Below are 16,115 nucleotides of genomic sequence, written 5' to 3'. Positions count from 1 at the left end.
ATCTGATTAACCGTCGAGGTACATTAACATTGTATACATGAAAAGATCCCAGTAAAGTGGAGGTGTTTTAGCCATTCGCTTTGCAAAGGGATCTTTTTCTGATTTGCATACTCAAATATCTGCAAAAACAGGTTATTTTGATCCGAAGAATATAGAATAGTTAAGCTATATATGATAATATAAAGATATCATACACATAGGAGCTTCGATAATTTGAACACAGGTCACGAAGCGACTGCGTTCATGAGCAAGTAGCAAAGCGGACCTGGAATATCCGCTTTACTTTCTCAGAAAGGAAAACAAATGAGAAAAGCAATCGCATATGCATCTGTGCATCATGGAAATACAGAAAAATTAGTAAAGCGCATAGCAGAAGAGTGTCAGGTTGATTTGATTGATGCTGTAAAGCAGCCAAATGCAGATCTGAGCAGCTATGATATGATTGGTTTTGCATCGGGAATCTATTTTTCGAAATTTCATCAATCATTATTGGGATTTGCGGAGAAAAACTTACCAGACAACAAAAAGGTATTTCTGATTTGTACTTATGGTGGAAATGCGAACTATAAATCCATAGAGCAGATTTTGAGTAAGAAGCATTCTAAGGTAATTGGAAAATTCGGATGCAAGGGCTATGACACATTTGGTCCATTTAAACTGGTTGGTGGAATTGCAAAAGGGCATCCAGATGATGAAGATATTAAAAATGCAGTTGAGTTTGTAAAAGGATGCCAGATAAAACATGGTTGATAGTATTTCTTGATTTTAGAGATGGAAATATTGCGATTGGGGAAGGAAAATGAGGATAAATTAATCTGTTAAAAGGAGAGCGAAAATGATGATTAGAGACGCAAAAGAAAAAGACATTCCGAGAATTCTAGAGTTATTAAAACAGGTGCTGCAAATTCATGCAGACATAAGGCCTGATATTTTTATTCCGGGTACAACAAAATATACCATAGACGAATTGAGAGAGATTTTGAAGAATAAAGAAACACCAATATATGTTGCAGTAAATGAGGCTGATGTTTGCGTAGGGTATGCATTTTGTCAGTTACGGGAGCAACCTTTTTCAAACAATATGGTTCCATTTAAATCTCTTTTTATTGATGATCTGTGTATTGATCAGGAAGCACGAGGTCAGCATATTGGTGAAAGCCTGTTTGAATATGTAAAAAACGAAGCAAAGCAACTGGGCTGTTATGAAGTGACATTGAATGTATGGACAGGAAATACTTCAGCAGAAAAGTTTTATGAGAAAATGGGAATGCGAACAAAAGAAAGACAAATGGAATACATATTATAAGTCCTGTTTTTATGGTATTATTAAAAAACAATGTGGACTGGATATCAGATGGAGGAACCTATGACAGAAAGAGAAAAAATGCTGGCAGGAGAATTGTACGATTGTGGAGATGCGGAACTGCTGACACAATGGCATAAGGCAAAAGATCTGGTAAGAGATTATAATCAGACGAATTCTGCGGATGCAGATGAAAAAGAACGAATTCTGAATGAACTTCTTGGCGGAAAAGGCAAAAACTTATGGATAACGGCTCCTTTTTACGTTGACTATGGTAATAATATCTACTTCGGAAATAACTGTGAAGTAAATATGAATTGTACTTTTCTTGATGACAATATAATTCGTATCGGTGATAATGCCTTAATTGCACCGAATGTACAGATTTATACGGCATTTCATCCGACAAATGCCATAGATCGCTTCGGGATACCTAAAGAAGACGGCTCATTTGAATTTTGTAAAACACAAACAGCACCAGTTATCATTGGTAATAATGTATGGATTGGTGGCGGAGCTATTATTTTACCGGGCGTTACCATCGGGAATAATGTTGTGATTGGAGCAGGCAGTGTTGTAACAAAAAATATTCCCGACAATGTGATTGCTGTAGGCAGTCCTTGCAGAGTGGTCCGTAGGAATCAGTAACAAACATGTTTTATCCAGATAAATATACAAGTGGGAGATATTATGCCTGAAATACAGAAGAAAATTGAATTACTACAGAAAATTGCACATCGATTTAATGAGGCAAATATAGAGTGGGCTTTAGGCGCATCTATGCTGCTGTACTTTAAAGGGATTATTTCAGAATTTCATGATATTGATTTAATGATCTCTGTTCATGATGCTGAACAGGTCCGGACGATTTTATCAGAAATGGGAGAACTTCACGCACCGATTTGATTTCCGGTATTATTGCAGTTATATCGGTATTGGTAGGAACTTATATGACGTCAAGTGGAATCAAAAACTGTAAATAAAAGATTTTAGGGTTAGGAGGGATTAATAGAACTATGAGCAAAAGATTGCTGGTAGAGCAGAAGCATACAAAAGCGGGAATAGAGTTTATCAAAGAAGGTCTGGAAGAGTTTGGCATAGAGAAAAAGCAGACCATAAAGACAATGCTTTTAGTAGAGGAAGTATTGGTGAAATTAAGGGAGCATGCCAAAGACCCTGATGAAAATATCTGCATTATTTTGAATAAAAGGTTTGGCAGGGTATATGTGAATCTGTCACTCCGTGGTGAGAAATTCCAGTTTATTTATGGTCATACCATAGAAGAAGTACTGGACCAGGAAAATGATGATCTTCAGAGCGCACAGGAAAAAGAAGAAAAAATAATCCGGGATGTCCTTCTCAAGGCGAATGAAGAAAGACTGCGCTATAAAAACAAGAACAACATGAACCTGGTAGAAATTACAGTACAGAAAAATCCCCATGCCATGGTATTACATACAATGCTGGCTTTAATAGCTGCAATCGTAATAGGTGTATTGATGAAAGTGTTTGTACCTTCAGGCGTGAACGAAGCACTGAACAATACTATTTTTACATCTATCAGCACAATGTTCCTGAATGCTTTGAAGATGATTGTAGGCCCGGTAGTATTTTTCTCCATAGCATGCTGCATTTCCCAATTTGGAGATCTGAAAGAAGCCGGACGTATTGGTGGAAAAGTCATGGGCTTTTACCTGCTTACCACGGTTCTGGCAATTCTTACGGCAACAGGTGTGTTTGAATTATTGAAGCCAGGTAATCCAGAGCTTGCGGCAAAACTGGCTGGAGATGCAGCTACGGTGTCGGTTTCGGATGTAAGTATTTCAATCAAGGATACAATTGTAGGAATCATTCCGGCAAACTTTGTAAAACCGTTTTTAGATTCCAACATGATGCAGCTCATCTTTTTGGCAGTTCTGATTGGAATTGCATTAGAGAAGATCGGGGAGCATTCCAGATTATTAAAGGATATATTCGAAGCATGCAATGACCTGTTCCTGAAGATTACAGTGATGCTGGTACGCTTCATACCTGTTGCAACCTTTTGCTCCATTGTATCGGTTGTATTAAAGACAGGACCGGATGTGCTGTTGTCCATGCTGGCCATGCTGGGAACTTTTGCAGTAGGAATCGTGGCGATGATCATTGTATATTGTATATTACTTGGAGTAATCGGCCGTTTGAATCCGATTCCCTTTTTGAAAAAATACAGTCCCACAATGCTTCAGGTGTTCGGCATGGCTTCCAGTAATGCGGCGATCATTGTGAACATGGATGCCTGCGAGAATAAACTTGGTATATCAAAGAAAATCTATTCCCTGTCTATTCCCCTGGGGGCAACGGTAAATATGGACGGAACCTGTATATATCTGGTGATATTTGGCATGGCACTGGCAAGAGTTTTCGGTGTTGATATCAACGGTGGAATGATGCTGTCTATGTTTTTCTCCGTGTTTGTTCTTTCTGTAGGTGCGCCAGGAGTTCCAGGAGCGGGGCTTGTATGCCTGTCTGTACTTCTGACACAGTTGAATGTTCCGCTTGCAGGAATCGGACTGGTCATGGGACTGGACTCCCTGCTTGGAATGATGCGTGCAATGAGCAACAGCCTGGGCGATGTGACAGCATCCCTAATTGTTGCAAAATCAGAAAAGAAGCTTGATATGGAAAAATATATGAGTTAGATTGAAGAAACTATAAAAAATAGGTATTAAGCTTTCGTATAGAAGCTACATGCCAATCCATGGTTTATGTCAGGTACATGCACTTGCTTATAATATATTTAATTAGTTTAGATGATTGGCGTTATCTGCAAATATGAGAAAACAACGCATAGAATTTTTCCAATTTTTAAATTTTCGACGACGGTCAGGACGGTGATTTATACTACAAATACCATTGAATCCCTGAATTCTACCTACCGGAAACTGAATCGCCAGAGAAGCGTATTTCCAAGCGATACAGCTCTATTAAAGGCACTGTATCTTGCCACATTTGAAGTTACCAAGAGATGGACCAGTACGATCCGGAACTGGGCACAGGTGTATGGTGAACTGAGTATTATGTACGAAGGGCGCCTTCCAGAGTAACGAATAAACAGGCGAATAAGACGGGCGGAAAACCGTCTGCTCTCACAAAGTTCTTCCTCAGCTTAGCATCCCATTTCCTTCGTACGCCACACCCCCACGCAGTGAATAGCCTCTCACGGCCCCTCTTCCAACGCGGAGACGTATAGTGGTGTCATGAGCAGGAATTAAGGTGTAGGTGACATTCTTCCCCTCCCATTTAAGATCCACGCGGATGTTTCCGCGGGCAATGAATCCCGTGGCTTCCCCGTTTCTCCAGGAGGGTGGGAGCGCAGGGAGAAGGACAAGCTCTTCGCCCTGGCTTTGAACCAGGATCTCGGCAACAGCAGCACTGTAACCTAAGTTTCCGTCAATCTGGAACGGTGGGTGTGCACAAAATAAATTGGGATAGATACCACCTCTTCGTATTCCCATTTCTTCCATTGGATCTACTACATAAAACAGGTTTTTCATAATTTTCTCCACATGAGCGCCATCCTCCATACGGGCCCACATCAGAACCTTCCAAGCCAGACTCCATCCGGTTCCCTCATCCCCTCGAAGTTCAAGACTTTTTCTCACTGCTTTATACAATTCAGGCGTCTGTGGAGTAATGCCGCAGCCAGGATGAAGCTCATAAAGATGAGAAACATGGCGATGATGCACATCCTGCTCTGGAAATTCCTGATTCCATTCCAGAATCTGTCCCTTGCTTCCAACAGAAGTAGGTACCATGCGCTCCAACGCTTCCAGTACATCACACATTATCTGATTCTGCAAGCCAAGCACTTCACAGCCCTTCACATAATCCCGAAACAGATTTCTTGCAATGGCAAGAGTATTTTCACTGTATTCTGCCACGGAACAATCCTCATAAAACAGATTTTCCGGTGAGGTAGCGGGACAGATGGCAAGTCCCTGATCTGTTTCCTGAAGCTGAGCAAGACAGAATCGCACATTTTCCTCCAGTATAGGCATAATTTCCTTCAAATACTCTTTATCTTCTGTAAATAAGTACTGGTCGAACAGATTACGGCAGAGCCATGCCTCCCCAAATGGCCAGAACGCCCACACCGCCTTTCCTGTTGCAGGAGAGGTTTTACCCCAGATATCCGTGTTGTGAAAGCAGGCAGTTCCCTCACAGTTAAGCAGTTCTCTGGCGGTTTTCTGTCCGTTTTTTACCAGCGCTTTGCAAAGATTTACCAGCGGTTCCTGCATTTGGGCAAGATTCAGGGGTCCTGTCATCCAGTAATTCATTTCGGTATTGATATTTACGGTGAAATCACTGAACCATGGTGGAATAATATCATTGCTCCAGATTCCCTGCAGATTGGCAGCCTGGGTCCCTGGCCTGGAAGAGGAGATGAGCAAATATTTTCCGAAAGCAAACAGGATTGCATAAAGCTCCGGGTCAGATGCACCCTCATGAAATGCGGCAAGACGCTCCCGCAGATCATACTGAGAAGTTTCAGCAGAAATCTTCGGTACATCATCCCACAGTCTCAATGAAGTTCTTCCATAAAAAGACCTGTATTCCTCTACATGCTCGTCCAGCAGCTCTTCAAATGGTCTTGAAAGTTTCTCTAAATCGGCAGCAAGCATATGACGAATTTGGACATCGGAATACTGCTCCGTATATGCTTTGTCAAATCCCCGGAAGCTGGTACGGATTGCCATACGGATTTCCACCCCAGTTACATGCTCCAATAGAATTCCATCAGCAGATCCAGTAGCCTTTCCACCTTCTGCAGTTACGCACCCTTCTCCTATAAAGTGTACACCCTGAAGCTCTGGTTCGTCCGGGAAAAGGAACTCTTCCGGTTTATTTTCCTTAATAACCTTCAGTCCGCTTCTTCCCGGACAGATTCCGGTAAGCGTGAAATGATTTTCCTTATAATCTTTCTCACGGATAAAGGCTCCGTCACAGTGGACCAAAATAGAAAATGGCCGGCTGCTATTAATCTGATACACAAGTCCTTGAGCCGGTGCGCTGATAAAGCAGGTACGTGTAAACTTAGCTCCATTTCTCACATAGCACTCAGACGCCACAGCCCTGTCTAAATCCAAATGTCTCTCATAATCTGTCACAGCTGTATCTGAATCTGGCGAAGCACCTGCAACTGTATCTCCATCAGCACCATAATTATCCTCCACAAAATCCAGAAGCAGATCTCCAAAGGGCAGATAAACCTGTACATCCTCAGCTTCTTCCAGCTTCTTTTCCATAACCTGTTTTGCTTCTTCATATTTCCCTGCTTTTGCAAGCTCCCTGGCCTGCTTCACTACTTCAGGGGAAAGTCCGGTCTGTCCGCTGTAAGGGGAGCCTGACCATAAGGTGTCTTCATTTAACTGTAACACCTCATGATCCAAAGCTCCGTGAATAACCGCTCCCATTCGTCCATTTCCCAGTGGAAATCCCTCCAGCCAGCATTTTGCCGGATTTTTAAAATACAATTCCATATATTTATTCCTTTCATTATGATTTGCCTACTGATGATACTTCTTTCCATATTCTGATGGCGAAATTCCCATGCATTTCTTAAACAGCCTGCTGAAATAAAGCTGATCATCAATTCCTACCATGGAAGAAATCTCTTTCATGGACATGGTATTCTCCTTGATCAAGGTTGCAGCCTTGCGTATCCGCAAATTATTCAGATAGTTGGTAATGCTTGTGCCAACCTCAGATTTAAAAATCCTGCACAGATAACTGGAGCTTAAATTTACGTTTGCAGAAATAGAAGACAAGGTCAGCCTGTACATGTAATTTTTCTCCATGTACTCCAGGGTCTTCGCAACATCAGTTTTATAGTGTCCCTCATTAGAGGAAAATTCCCGGAACACACTTCGCGCTTCTTCGTAATTTTTCAGCATCTCCTGATAGGGCATATCCGGTGCAAAGGACTGGTACATGGTAAAACGATTGTATAGCTTTTTTACCAACTGTTCCACCTTAATTTCACTGTCGGACAGCTCCGTCTGGGAAAAAACAACCAGTGCACTATAATCGTTCAGCACCAGAATATAGGGTTGCAACACTCCTTGAACCGCATCCAGGATCATATCCCGCAGAAGATTCCCGGAGATGGAAAATGCTTCATTAGATAAAAACTTCTCAAAGGTTACATAGCAGACGGCACAGGAGTCTTCCATAAATGCAAGTCTGGTTTTAGCATGCTGTCCCATAAAATCTGAAAGCTTTACATCCTTCTGGAAAAATTCCAGCAGCAGCTTTGATATATTCTCTTCCTGATCCTTTTTTTCAGTTTCCCAATGCCTGGGCGCTCTGTCCTTTAATTTTTCTACCGTTTTATTCAGACAGGCAAGAAGGGTATCTGGCTGGATCTTAATTTTCAGCAAATAATCTGCCGCACCAAGCAGCAGTGCACTTCGCACAGAATCAAAATCCTCGTAATTGCTAAGCACCAGAATTTCTCCCGGACAATTCTTTTCCTTTAAAGTCCGAATCAGCTCCAGCCCGTCCATCTTAGGCATTTTCAGGTCTGTGATGATCACATCCGGATGATGCTGTTCGATCAAAGACAGAGCCTCAAGTCCATTTGATGCTGTTCCGCAAATAGAAAAGCCATGCTCCTCCCAGGGCAGGATGGAACGAAGCGCAATTTTTACAATGGGCTCATCATCCACAATCAGTATACTGTACATGTATCGTCCTTTCTGACCAGAGCGTGTTTGAAAAAGGCTTTCTGCAAGATGTGCGTCACAATTTGTGGGAGATTGCGGGAATAATTTTTCAAACAGGCTCCAGTTGTGTATTTTATGAAAGCGTGTCCGCATAAAGCTCCGGCAGGGTCAGGGTACAAGTAGTTCCTTTTCCCGGCTGGCTGTTAATTTTCAGCCCGTATTTTCGTCCGAAATTCAGCTGGATCCGGTCATTTACATTGGCGACGCCAATTCTTTTCCGTTCCGGGTGAGGTGCCAGGGCGTCATCTGTTACCTCAAAGCCTTTGCCGTCATCAGACAGTTCGATAATTACATCCTCATTTTCCCGCCAGCAGGTAATCTGAATCTCCATCACCGTGCCATTATCTGACGAACCGTGCATCACCGAGTTTTCTGCCAGAGGCTGCAGAATCAGCTTTGGAACCAGGCAGGAGAGCAGCTCATCCTCCTCCACATGGAAAGAATATTCAAAGCTTCCTGCATACCGGATCCTAAGAATGGAAAAATAATTTTCAAGATTTTCCAGTTCCTCCTGAATCGTAATATATTCATTCTTATTGGTAAGAGTATTCTGTAAAAGACTGCTTAGCGCCTGGATTCCGTCACTTACAATCTGATCCTTATGCATGGCAGCCACAAACCGAAGGCTGTTCAGAGTATTGAAAAGGAAATGAGGATTCAGCTGATACTGAAGCATCTGCAGCTCCAGCTCTCTTTTTTTCTTTTCCTGAGTCTTCTGCTGGTCCATCAGATGTTCAATGGTATCTGCCATATGATCCATGCTTCCAGAAAGCCGAGAGAGTTCATCCTTATGCTTGTCCTGAATACGCACAGATAATTTTCCTTCGGAAACCTCATGGCAGAATTCCAGCATTCTTTTAATAGGAGACATAATTCCCTGATATACCATGGCTACAATTCCGATGCACAGTAAAACCAGAAACATTACCACTACAAGAATCTGTTTCAGCATGGCATAAACTTCTGAATTGATATAGTGGTAAGGCATGGTATATACAAACAGCTGATTCAGATTTTTATTAAAAATATAGGTCACCAGCTGTTCCTCCCCATTCTCATGGATACTAAAGGAATCGGTTTTCTTTGGAAGCCTTTCCTGGATTTTTTTCAGAAGCTCCTCATCCGTTTTCTCCCCCAGGGCTATACTTCGGTTCCAGGAAGAGAGCACCGTTCCATCCAGATTCATATACATAATATTGGAAGAATCTGACAGTCCCACAGGCTCCAGTACCGTCTTGGAAAAGATTTTTTCTTCAATAGAAATCAGAGTGTATCCGATTACCCGGCTTTTGGAATAATGCTCGTAAATCCTTCTTCCAAGAACCAGAATATTTCTGTCACGGTAAGTATGTGCATAAGCCCACACATCCTGGTCCTGCTCCTCAAGCTGCGACAGGATCCGGTCCACATCTTCCTGATAGAACCCGTCATAGCCCAGATCATAAAAAATATTTCCATCGGTATCATAGACAGTAATATTTTTTGCCTGGGCAGGATAGATGATTTTATTGCGGATCATGCTTTGAATCTCAAGCATCGCCTGATTCTTCTCCATATCTGTCATGTCTTTTTTCAGAAGACCTTTTTTGATCTCTTCACTAATACAGATGGAACCACACAGATACTGGTATTTCTCAATCTCACTTACCATATTCAGATTGATCATGGACAGGGTCTGGGAAATAGATGCAGAAAGCTTCTCCTGAAGTGCCGCGGAAAATATATGAAAAGAATAGCCGCTGATTCCTACCAATGGTATAATAGAAATCATCAGAAGGGCAATTACAAGTCTTGTTTTGATGCTGAATTTACGAAATCCCTGAAAATGATATTTTTTTTCCATGGAGGCTCCTCCTGTTACTGGCCATGACGGGTATCTGTCAAAATATTATTATTTTCATTCATTATACAGGAAAAAAACAGAATAATCTATGTAAAAGCAAAAGATGAAAAAATAATACATATATGCCGCAAGAAAATCCATATAGGATATTATTTATAAGAAAATGCTCCATAACGAGAATTGTTTTGTCGATTTACGACAAAAGATTTTTGCAATATAATAGCATCATCAGGCAAACGTAATAAAACAGCCAACCAGAAGGAGGAAACACCATATGAAAAAAAGATTTGCAGCATCCGCAATGATTCTTGCCATGAGCGCAGCTACTGTACTTTCTCCGCTCACAACATTTGCGGAAGCAGAAGAACAGGAACTGAACATTGCCATTTTCCAGGGTGGATACGGAGATGCTTACTGGAATCAGATGGTAGAGCTTTTTGAAGCAAGCCATGAGGGCGTGAAGGTAAATATGACGATCAGCCCGACTATTGGTGATATTATCCGTCCACAGATCGTAGCCGGAAACGCGCCGGATTTTATCTGTCTCAACGATGGTGGTGAGGACGGCGTAATTCTTTCTTTGATTAAAGAACATGCACTTTTAAATCTGGACGATGTATTTGACGGAGAAAACTATGCTGGAACCGGTACTCTTCGCGATGACATTACAGACGGAATTCTTTCCAGTACAAAGTGTGCACCATACGGAGACGATGAAATTTATCTGGCACCATTTAACAGTGGTCCGCAGGGTCTGATCTACAACAAGACCTTTTTCGATGAGAACAATCTGGAAGTTCCAAAAACATGGGACGAGTTTTTCACACTTGGCGATACCTTAAAGGATATTGACGGACGTGCGCTTTTCACCTATCAGGGAATTTATCCGGGATACATGGAAGAAATGCTCTGGCCGGCAATTGCAAATGAGTGCGGTGAGGAAGCTCTTACCAAGATTGCCAATTATGAGGAAGGTTCCTTCAACAACGAAGGTGTGTTAAAGGCTCTTACCCATATCAAAGAAATTGCAGAGAAAGGTTATCTGTTAGAGGGTACTGTAGGTATGAACCATACAGAGTCCCAGACAGAGATGATGCTTGGAAAAGCTGCATTTATCACGAACGGAACCTGGATGGAAAATGAGATGCAGGATGCTCCAAGAGAAGAAGGCTTTGAGTTTGCAATGGCCCCGATCCCAACTGAGAACGCAGATGATGTGCATTATGTATTCGACAGCTGTGAGCAGTTCTCCATTCCGGCTGCTGCAAAGAATCCGGAGCTTGCAAAAGAATTCCTTCGTTTCCTGTACAGCGATGAATCCGTATCTGCATTTGCAGAGGCTTCCGGTGCCCTCTATGCTACCAAGAGTGCCCGTGAAGTAGCAAAAGATAAGCTGTCTACTGCAATCTATAATATGTACGGAATCTACGAAGAGGCAAATGCTTCTTCCTTGATCATGAGCTTTGCAGCAGTTCCGGCTGACTGCAAGATCAACCCGAAAGATGAGATCTTCAATCCGATCACTTCTGTTATGAACGATGAAATGACAGTAGAAGAGTGGGCACAGAACGTGGAAGCTGCTTTCGCACAGGTTCGTGCTGATATGGAAGCTGCCAACTAAACTTCATATGCCAGCCGGATAAAAACGGTAAAGCATGGAAAGGCTGCTGCACAGTGTATGCGGCAGCCTTTTGTAACCCTGAACAGATAGATTGCCAATCGGTGATGTCATCCACATTTTTCAATATTTAAATTTAAAGAGGTGAGCAAGCGTGGTAAAAAAGCCCAGATTATTTATAGCCCTGTGTACGCTTCCTGCATTGATCTTAACCATTGTTTTTATGATTGTCCCTATGGTAAATGCCATTTATCTGTCTTTTACCAGTTCCACTGCACTTAGCGTAGGCTTTAACAGCAAATTTGTATTTTTGGATAATTACAGGTATATGTTCCAGGATAAGGATTTTCTTCAGGCACTGTTTAATACTCTTAAGCTGATGCTGGTAATCCCGGCTGTGACCATATTTCTAAGTCTTGTATTTGCATTTATCCTTACTCAGGGACAGCTTAAGGAAAAGTCATTTTACCGGACCGTATTCTTTTTCCCAAGTATTGTTTCCATGACTGTAGTTGGTATTGTGTGGTCCTTTGTGTTTAATCCCACAAGAGGAATTCTGAATCATATGCTTGATCTGTTCCATCTCTCCACCTGGAAACACGCATGGCTTGGAGAGGGAAAAACGGCTCTCTGGTGTATCGGTGCAGCCTTGGTGTGGCAGGCCATTGGTTATTACATGGTCATGCATGTGGCTTCCATTGATGGGATTTCCCAGGAGGTTTATGAAGCTGCTTCCATTGACGGCGCAACAGGAGTGCAGAAGTTCTTTAAGATCACCATTCCGCTGCTACGCAGATCAATTGGAACGACCTATATACTTTCCCTGTCTGGTACTATCAACTTAAGTTTTACCCTGTCCAATGTTATGACAGGTGGTGGACCAAACGGCGCATCCAGTGTCCTGTTGCAGTATATGTACACCCAGGGTATGAGAAATGCCAACTTTGGATATGCCATGGCAATCGCCATGTTTACCCTTGGCCTTGCAATCGTCCTTGCAATGATTTCTAAAAAAATATCATCTGAAAAAGAATAGGAGGGAGACTGATGAAAACTGTAAGAACCTGGTGTATCAGGATCCTGATGATTCTGTTTACCGTTATCTTTTTGTATCCGCTTTTCTGGAACCTGATGTCTGCGTTTAAGACAAATGCAGAATATCTGACAGATCCTTATGCATTGCCCGCAGCTTTGAATCTGGATAATTTTGTGGCAGCATGGCAGAAAGCAAATATTGCCGCTTATTTTGGAAATTCCATATTTGTGACAGTGCTTTCCACTGTATTGCTTCTGCTTTTGGTCATTCCCATCTCTTATGTACTGGCAAGATACCGTTTTGTGGGCAGCAGGCTGATTTCTACGGTCTACATGGCTTGTATTTTTCTGCAGGCTACTTACATTATGATTCCTTTGTTTCTAGAATTACAGGCTGTGAACGGATTAAATAACCTGCCGGTATTATGTCTTGTTTATGCAGTTATGCAGTTTCCTTTCTGTATTTTTACCTTACAGGGATTTATGTCTGCGGTACCAAGGGATTATGAGGAGTCTGCAAGAATTGACGGTGCTACTAATATCCAGCTGTTATTAAGAGTTATGGTGCCTCTTGCAAAACCCGGGATTGCGACCATTACGATGTTAAGTGCCATGGGCTTCTGGAATGAATATCCACTGGCACTTGTTCTTCTTACGGAAGATGCAAAGAAAACCCTTCCCATCGGTATGGCAAACTTGTTTGAGGTGCAGAAATATGCTACAGACTGGGGCGCCCTGTTTGCCGGACTTGTAATCGTTATGATCCCAACAATTATTATCTATCTCATTGGACAGAGATATCTGCTTCAGGGAATCGGTGCAGGCGGGTTGAAGGGATGAAAAAAGGAGAAATCATATGCCAACTGATCAGGAATTAATAAAAATAGTTCCCTCCTGCCGCCAGATTGCCTATCAGGCAACAGAGTTTTATGCGTTTTTTCATTTTGGAATGAATACGTATACCAATCGGGAATGGGGAGATGGAACGGAAAATCCACAAATTTTTAATCCTACAGAGTTTGACGCAGACCAGTGGGTGACTGCAGCACAAAATGCCGGCATGAAAGGCGTAATTCTTACCTGTAAGCACCATGACGGCTTCTGCCTGTGGCCTACCAGATATACCAGTCACAGCGTTGCAGCAAGCCCGTGGAAAAATGGCAGGGGAGATGTGGTCCGGGAAGTGTCCGAAGCATGCCGCCGCCATGGACTGAAATTTGGAATTTATCTTTCTCCATGGGATCGAAACCAGCCCTGCTATGGAATGGGAAAAGAGTATGACGATTACTACCTGTCCCAGCTTACAGAGCTTCTTACCAGATACGGGGAAATCTTCAGTGTCTGGCTGGATGGTGCATGTGGGGAAGGACCTAATGGGAAAAAACAGGTCTACGACTGGAATCGCTATTACGAATGTGTTCGAAAATATCAGCCAGACGCATGTATCTGTGTCTGCGGGCCAGATATCCGATGGTGTGGAAATGAAGCTGGCGATGTAAGAAAATCTGAGTGGAGTGTTGTTCCTGCGCGTACAGCACTTGCAGAGAGTGTACAGGAAAGAAGCCAGCAGACCGATGATGAGGAATTCAGAATGCGCCGGATTACCAGTGATATGGAAGATCTTGGAAGCAGAAAAGCGCTTGAAGGTGAAACGGATCTGATCTGGTATCCGGCAGAAGTAAATACTTCTATAAGACCTGGATGGTTTTATCATCCAGAAGAAGATGATCAGGTGAAAAGTCTGGAAGAGCTGGTTCATATCTATATTGGGGCTGTTGGAGGAAATGCAACCTTTTTGTTAAACATTCCACCTATGCCAAACGGACTTCTTCATAAAAATGATGTTAAACGTCTGGAAGAATTTGGAAACTGGAAAAAGAAATCTTTTGCTCATAATTTAATGAGTACAGCACATGTTTTTTCGGAAAATGAAGATCCGGCGCATCCGGCTTCTAATTTGACAGAGGATACTTTGGAAGCATGGTATCAGCCTGAAAGCAGTGAGCTGCCAGTAGAGATAACGATTTGCCTGGACGACTCATACAATTTGGGGTATCTGGTATTAAAAGAGGCTGTCTGCTATAGCCAGAGAGTAGAAAAATATGAGGTATTTGTTAAAGAAGGGGAAATATGGAACAGTATTTACACAGGAACGGTAATTGGCTATCAGAAGATCATTCCTGTTAAGGGGAAAAAAGCCAGGGAAATGAAAATTGTTTTACATGATTTCCGTGTACTTCCGCTTCTAACGTTTATTGGGATTTATCCGGAAAATACCTGAGCGGTTAAGTATTGTTTTATATTATTTCATAAATTAAATAAATAATTATTTATAAAAATACCCTTTAGGAGTAGAAATCATCCTAAAGGGTATTTTCCTCTTAAGCGATATACAGGGGAGGGGTGGTAGTTTCTACCTTAAGAGGGAAGCATGTGGCAAGTACAATACCGTATGGTTATCTTAAAGATAAGGATGATTCGAATATATGGGTCAGTGATGAAGAAGCGGCAGCAGTTGTACAGAGAATCTTCCACAGTAGCAGGGATTCTGAAGAAAAGAGAGTATCTTGGTCATACAGTAAACTTCAAAACCAGAAAGCATTTTAAGGAGAGGTAAAGCCGTCTATCTGGTAAAAACTTGCACAGAATGTAGCAAAGATTCAAAGAGAAGAGGCTAACCTGCTTTTGGGGGATATTGAATCATGGAAATGTCAGAGATGATTGCAGCAATGCAGGAGAAAATCAACCGGATGCTGGTTACAGAAGCAAGCCGACAGGAAATATGACAGGAGTGATTTGAAAGTAAATTGAAATGGAAATATGACGGAGAGTGTGATATGATTTCAAGGTAGAAGGACCTGCACAAGGTGGATTACACTCATATGAATTTACGGCTGATACGGAATAAAGAAAACAGGTATAAAAGGATTTTTTTCAGAAAGATTGTTATTATTTTGCCATATCCAGCAGAACAACGTGCATGGCATTGTCCGCATTGTAAAAAGTATTGATGTGGATGGAAGCTGAAGAGCAATTATAAAGTTTTACGACTTGTAGAATATGAAAATGCTGTAAGGAGAAAGAGATGGAATGGTTTGGGATTGTAGCATTGTTGCTGCTACTTTGTTATTCAGCGTATCCGGGAAAAGTAAAGCGTTTGGAAACGAAAGTAAAACGATTGGAGAAAAAGCAGAGAGGAGTGGCATATATGTCAAAGCTGATTAATGATCTTGTAGGAAAACAATGTATTATCAGATCAGAGTTCATTTTTAGTTTTGCGGAAAAAACTGAATTATCCTGCAAGATTATAGATGCAGATGATGAATGGATAAAAATTTGTTATACAGAGAAAAAAGATAAGTTTGCCTTTTTGCCCCAGCCAATGGCCGCACCTTCCCTTTTGAAAAAAGAGATCGTACAGATTCCATTAAAAGATGAAATTCCGGAGCGCCAGATCTGCCTGGTGTATGACAGCCAGCATCCTATGGGAGCTGCGGCAAGAGAACTAAAAAATACAATTCTATTGAATTGATTACATAAAAGAGGTGA

Annotated in this window: 14 protein-coding genes and 1 pseudogene; 12 read left to right on the top strand and 3 right to left on the bottom strand. The window is 41.9% G+C overall.

Annotation, left to right across the window (positions count from 1 at the left end; genetic code table 11):
- The first annotated feature begins 303 nt into the window (after positions 1 to 303).
- From I2D69_RS08145 to I2D69_RS08120, 6 genes are all read left to right on the top strand, one after another.
- Positions 304 to 750, top strand: coding sequence for a flavodoxin family protein (locus tag I2D69_RS08145; protein ID WP_195379714.1), 447 nt, complete (start codon positions 304 to 306; stop codon positions 748 to 750).
- A gap of 85 nt (positions 751 to 835) precedes the next feature.
- The gene (locus tag I2D69_RS08140; protein WP_148462037.1) at positions 836 to 1,306 is read left to right on the top strand and encodes a GNAT family N-acetyltransferase; all 471 of its coding nucleotides are present in this window, start codon (positions 836 to 838) and stop codon (positions 1,304 to 1,306) included.
- A gap of 60 nt (positions 1,307 to 1,366) precedes the next feature.
- Entirely contained in the window at positions 1,367 to 1,951 is a 585-nt protein-coding gene (locus tag I2D69_RS08135; protein ID WP_195379713.1) for a sugar O-acetyltransferase, read from the top strand.
- A gap of 42 nt (positions 1,952 to 1,993) precedes the next feature.
- A complete protein-coding gene (locus tag I2D69_RS08130; protein ID WP_118578092.1) occupies positions 1,994 to 2,209 on the top strand; it encodes a hypothetical protein in 216 nt (71 codons plus the stop codon).
- Between the two features lie 110 nt (positions 2,210 to 2,319).
- Positions 2,320 to 3,984, top strand: a complete 1,665-nt coding sequence (locus tag I2D69_RS08125) for a dicarboxylate/amino acid:cation symporter (RefSeq protein ID WP_195379712.1) — start codon at positions 2,320 to 2,322, stop codon at positions 3,982 to 3,984.
- A 114-nt stretch (positions 3,985 to 4,098) separates the two neighbouring features.
- Positions 4,099 to 4,389 (top strand): transposase, encoded by a 291-nt coding sequence (locus I2D69_RS08120; protein WP_347708389.1) that lies wholly within the window; start codon positions 4,099 to 4,101, stop codon positions 4,387 to 4,389.
- A 57-nt stretch (positions 4,390 to 4,446) separates the two neighbouring features.
- Here I2D69_RS08120 and I2D69_RS08115 read toward each other — a convergent pair whose 3' ends face one another.
- The 3 genes from I2D69_RS08115 to I2D69_RS08105 all read right to left on the bottom strand — a co-directional run bounded on the left by I2D69_RS08115 (position 4,447) and on the right by I2D69_RS08105 (position 9,913).
- Positions 4,447 to 6,825, bottom strand: coding sequence for a glycoside hydrolase family 95 protein (locus I2D69_RS08115; RefSeq protein ID WP_195379711.1), 2,379 nt, complete (start codon positions 6,823 to 6,825; stop codon positions 4,447 to 4,449).
- Positions 6,826 to 6,852: 27 nt separating this feature from the next.
- Positions 6,853 to 8,031 carry a response regulator gene (locus I2D69_RS08110; RefSeq protein WP_148462040.1) on the bottom strand — a complete coding sequence of 393 codons (1,179 nt, stop codon included), beginning with the start codon at positions 8,029 to 8,031 and terminating at the stop codon, positions 6,853 to 6,855.
- Positions 8,032 to 8,143: 112 nt separating this feature from the next.
- The gene (locus I2D69_RS08105) at positions 8,144 to 9,913 is read right to left on the bottom strand and encodes a sensor histidine kinase (RefSeq protein ID WP_195379710.1); all 1,770 of its coding nucleotides are present in this window, start codon (positions 9,911 to 9,913) and stop codon (positions 8,144 to 8,146) included.
- A 274-nt stretch (positions 9,914 to 10,187) separates the two neighbouring features.
- On the opposite strand from I2D69_RS08105, the gene I2D69_RS08100 reads away from it, so the two are divergent.
- From I2D69_RS08100 to I2D69_RS20045, 6 genes and pseudogenes are all read left to right on the top strand, one after another.
- A complete protein-coding gene (locus I2D69_RS08100; protein WP_118578097.1) occupies positions 10,188 to 11,534 on the top strand; it encodes a carbohydrate ABC transporter substrate-binding protein in 1,347 nt (448 codons plus the stop codon).
- Positions 11,535 to 11,685: 151 nt separating this feature from the next.
- On the top strand, positions 11,686 to 12,567 hold the full coding sequence (locus tag I2D69_RS08095; protein WP_148462043.1) for a sugar ABC transporter permease: 882 nt from the start codon (positions 11,686 to 11,688) through the stop codon (positions 12,565 to 12,567).
- Between the two features lie 11 nt (positions 12,568 to 12,578).
- Complete coding sequence (locus I2D69_RS08090) at positions 12,579 to 13,406, top strand: carbohydrate ABC transporter permease (protein WP_118578099.1); 828 nt, start codon at positions 12,579 to 12,581, stop codon at positions 13,404 to 13,406.
- A 16-nt stretch (positions 13,407 to 13,422) separates the two neighbouring features.
- The gene (locus tag I2D69_RS08085) at positions 13,423 to 14,847 is read left to right on the top strand and encodes an alpha-L-fucosidase (protein WP_195379709.1); all 1,425 of its coding nucleotides are present in this window, start codon (positions 13,423 to 13,425) and stop codon (positions 14,845 to 14,847) included.
- Positions 14,848 to 14,990: 143 nt separating this feature from the next.
- Positions 14,991 to 15,180: pseudogene (locus I2D69_RS08080) on the top strand (recombinase TnpX); the annotation flags it as partial.
- Positions 15,181 to 15,651: 471 nt separating this feature from the next.
- A complete protein-coding gene (locus I2D69_RS20045; RefSeq protein WP_237925831.1) occupies positions 15,652 to 16,098 on the top strand; it encodes a hypothetical protein in 447 nt (148 codons plus the stop codon).
- The last annotated feature ends 17 nt before the right edge of the window (positions 16,099 to 16,115 follow it).

The organism is Ruminococcus sp. D54t1_190329_F1 (assembly GCF_015551645.1).
GTDB classification, from domain to species: Bacteria; Bacillota; Clostridia; order Lachnospirales; family Lachnospiraceae; genus Blautia_A; species Blautia_A faecis.
The sequence above is the reverse complement of the archived record's forward strand: the minus strand, read 5'-3'. Positions and strand labels throughout refer to the sequence as shown.

Bases quoted from the DNA above. Each gene is read 5' to 3' on its own strand.
- I2D69_RS08145 (WP_195379714.1), top strand. From the start codon at position 304: ATGAGAAAAGCAATCGCATATGCATCTGTGCATCATGGAAATACAGAA.
- I2D69_RS08140 (WP_148462037.1), top strand. From the start codon at position 836: ATGATGATTAGAGACGCAAAAGAAAAAGACATTCCGAGAATTCTAGAG.
- I2D69_RS08090 (WP_118578099.1), top strand. From the start codon at position 12,579: ATGAAAACTGTAAGAACCTGGTGTATCAGGATCCTGATGATTCTGTTT.
- I2D69_RS08105 (WP_195379710.1), bottom strand. From the start codon at position 9,913: ATGGAAAAAAAATATCATTTTCAGGGATTTCGTAAATTCAGCATCAAA.
- I2D69_RS08130 (WP_118578092.1), top strand. From the start codon at position 1,994: ATGCCTGAAATACAGAAGAAAATTGAATTACTACAGAAAATTGCACAT.
- I2D69_RS08085 (WP_195379709.1), top strand. From the start codon at position 13,423: ATGCCAACTGATCAGGAATTAATAAAAATAGTTCCCTCCTGCCGCCAG.
- I2D69_RS08110 (WP_148462040.1), bottom strand. From the start codon at position 8,031: ATGTACAGTATACTGATTGTGGATGATGAGCCCATTGTAAAAATTGCG.
- I2D69_RS20045 (WP_237925831.1), top strand. From the start codon at position 15,652: ATGGAATGGTTTGGGATTGTAGCATTGTTGCTGCTACTTTGTTATTCA.
- I2D69_RS08125 (WP_195379712.1), top strand. From the start codon at position 2,320: ATGAGCAAAAGATTGCTGGTAGAGCAGAAGCATACAAAAGCGGGAATA.
- I2D69_RS08135 (WP_195379713.1), top strand. From the start codon at position 1,367: ATGACAGAAAGAGAAAAAATGCTGGCAGGAGAATTGTACGATTGTGGA.
- I2D69_RS08115 (WP_195379711.1), bottom strand. From the start codon at position 6,825: ATGGAATTGTATTTTAAAAATCCGGCAAAATGCTGGCTGGAGGGATTT.
- I2D69_RS08100 (WP_118578097.1), top strand. From the start codon at position 10,188: ATGAAAAAAAGATTTGCAGCATCCGCAATGATTCTTGCCATGAGCGCA.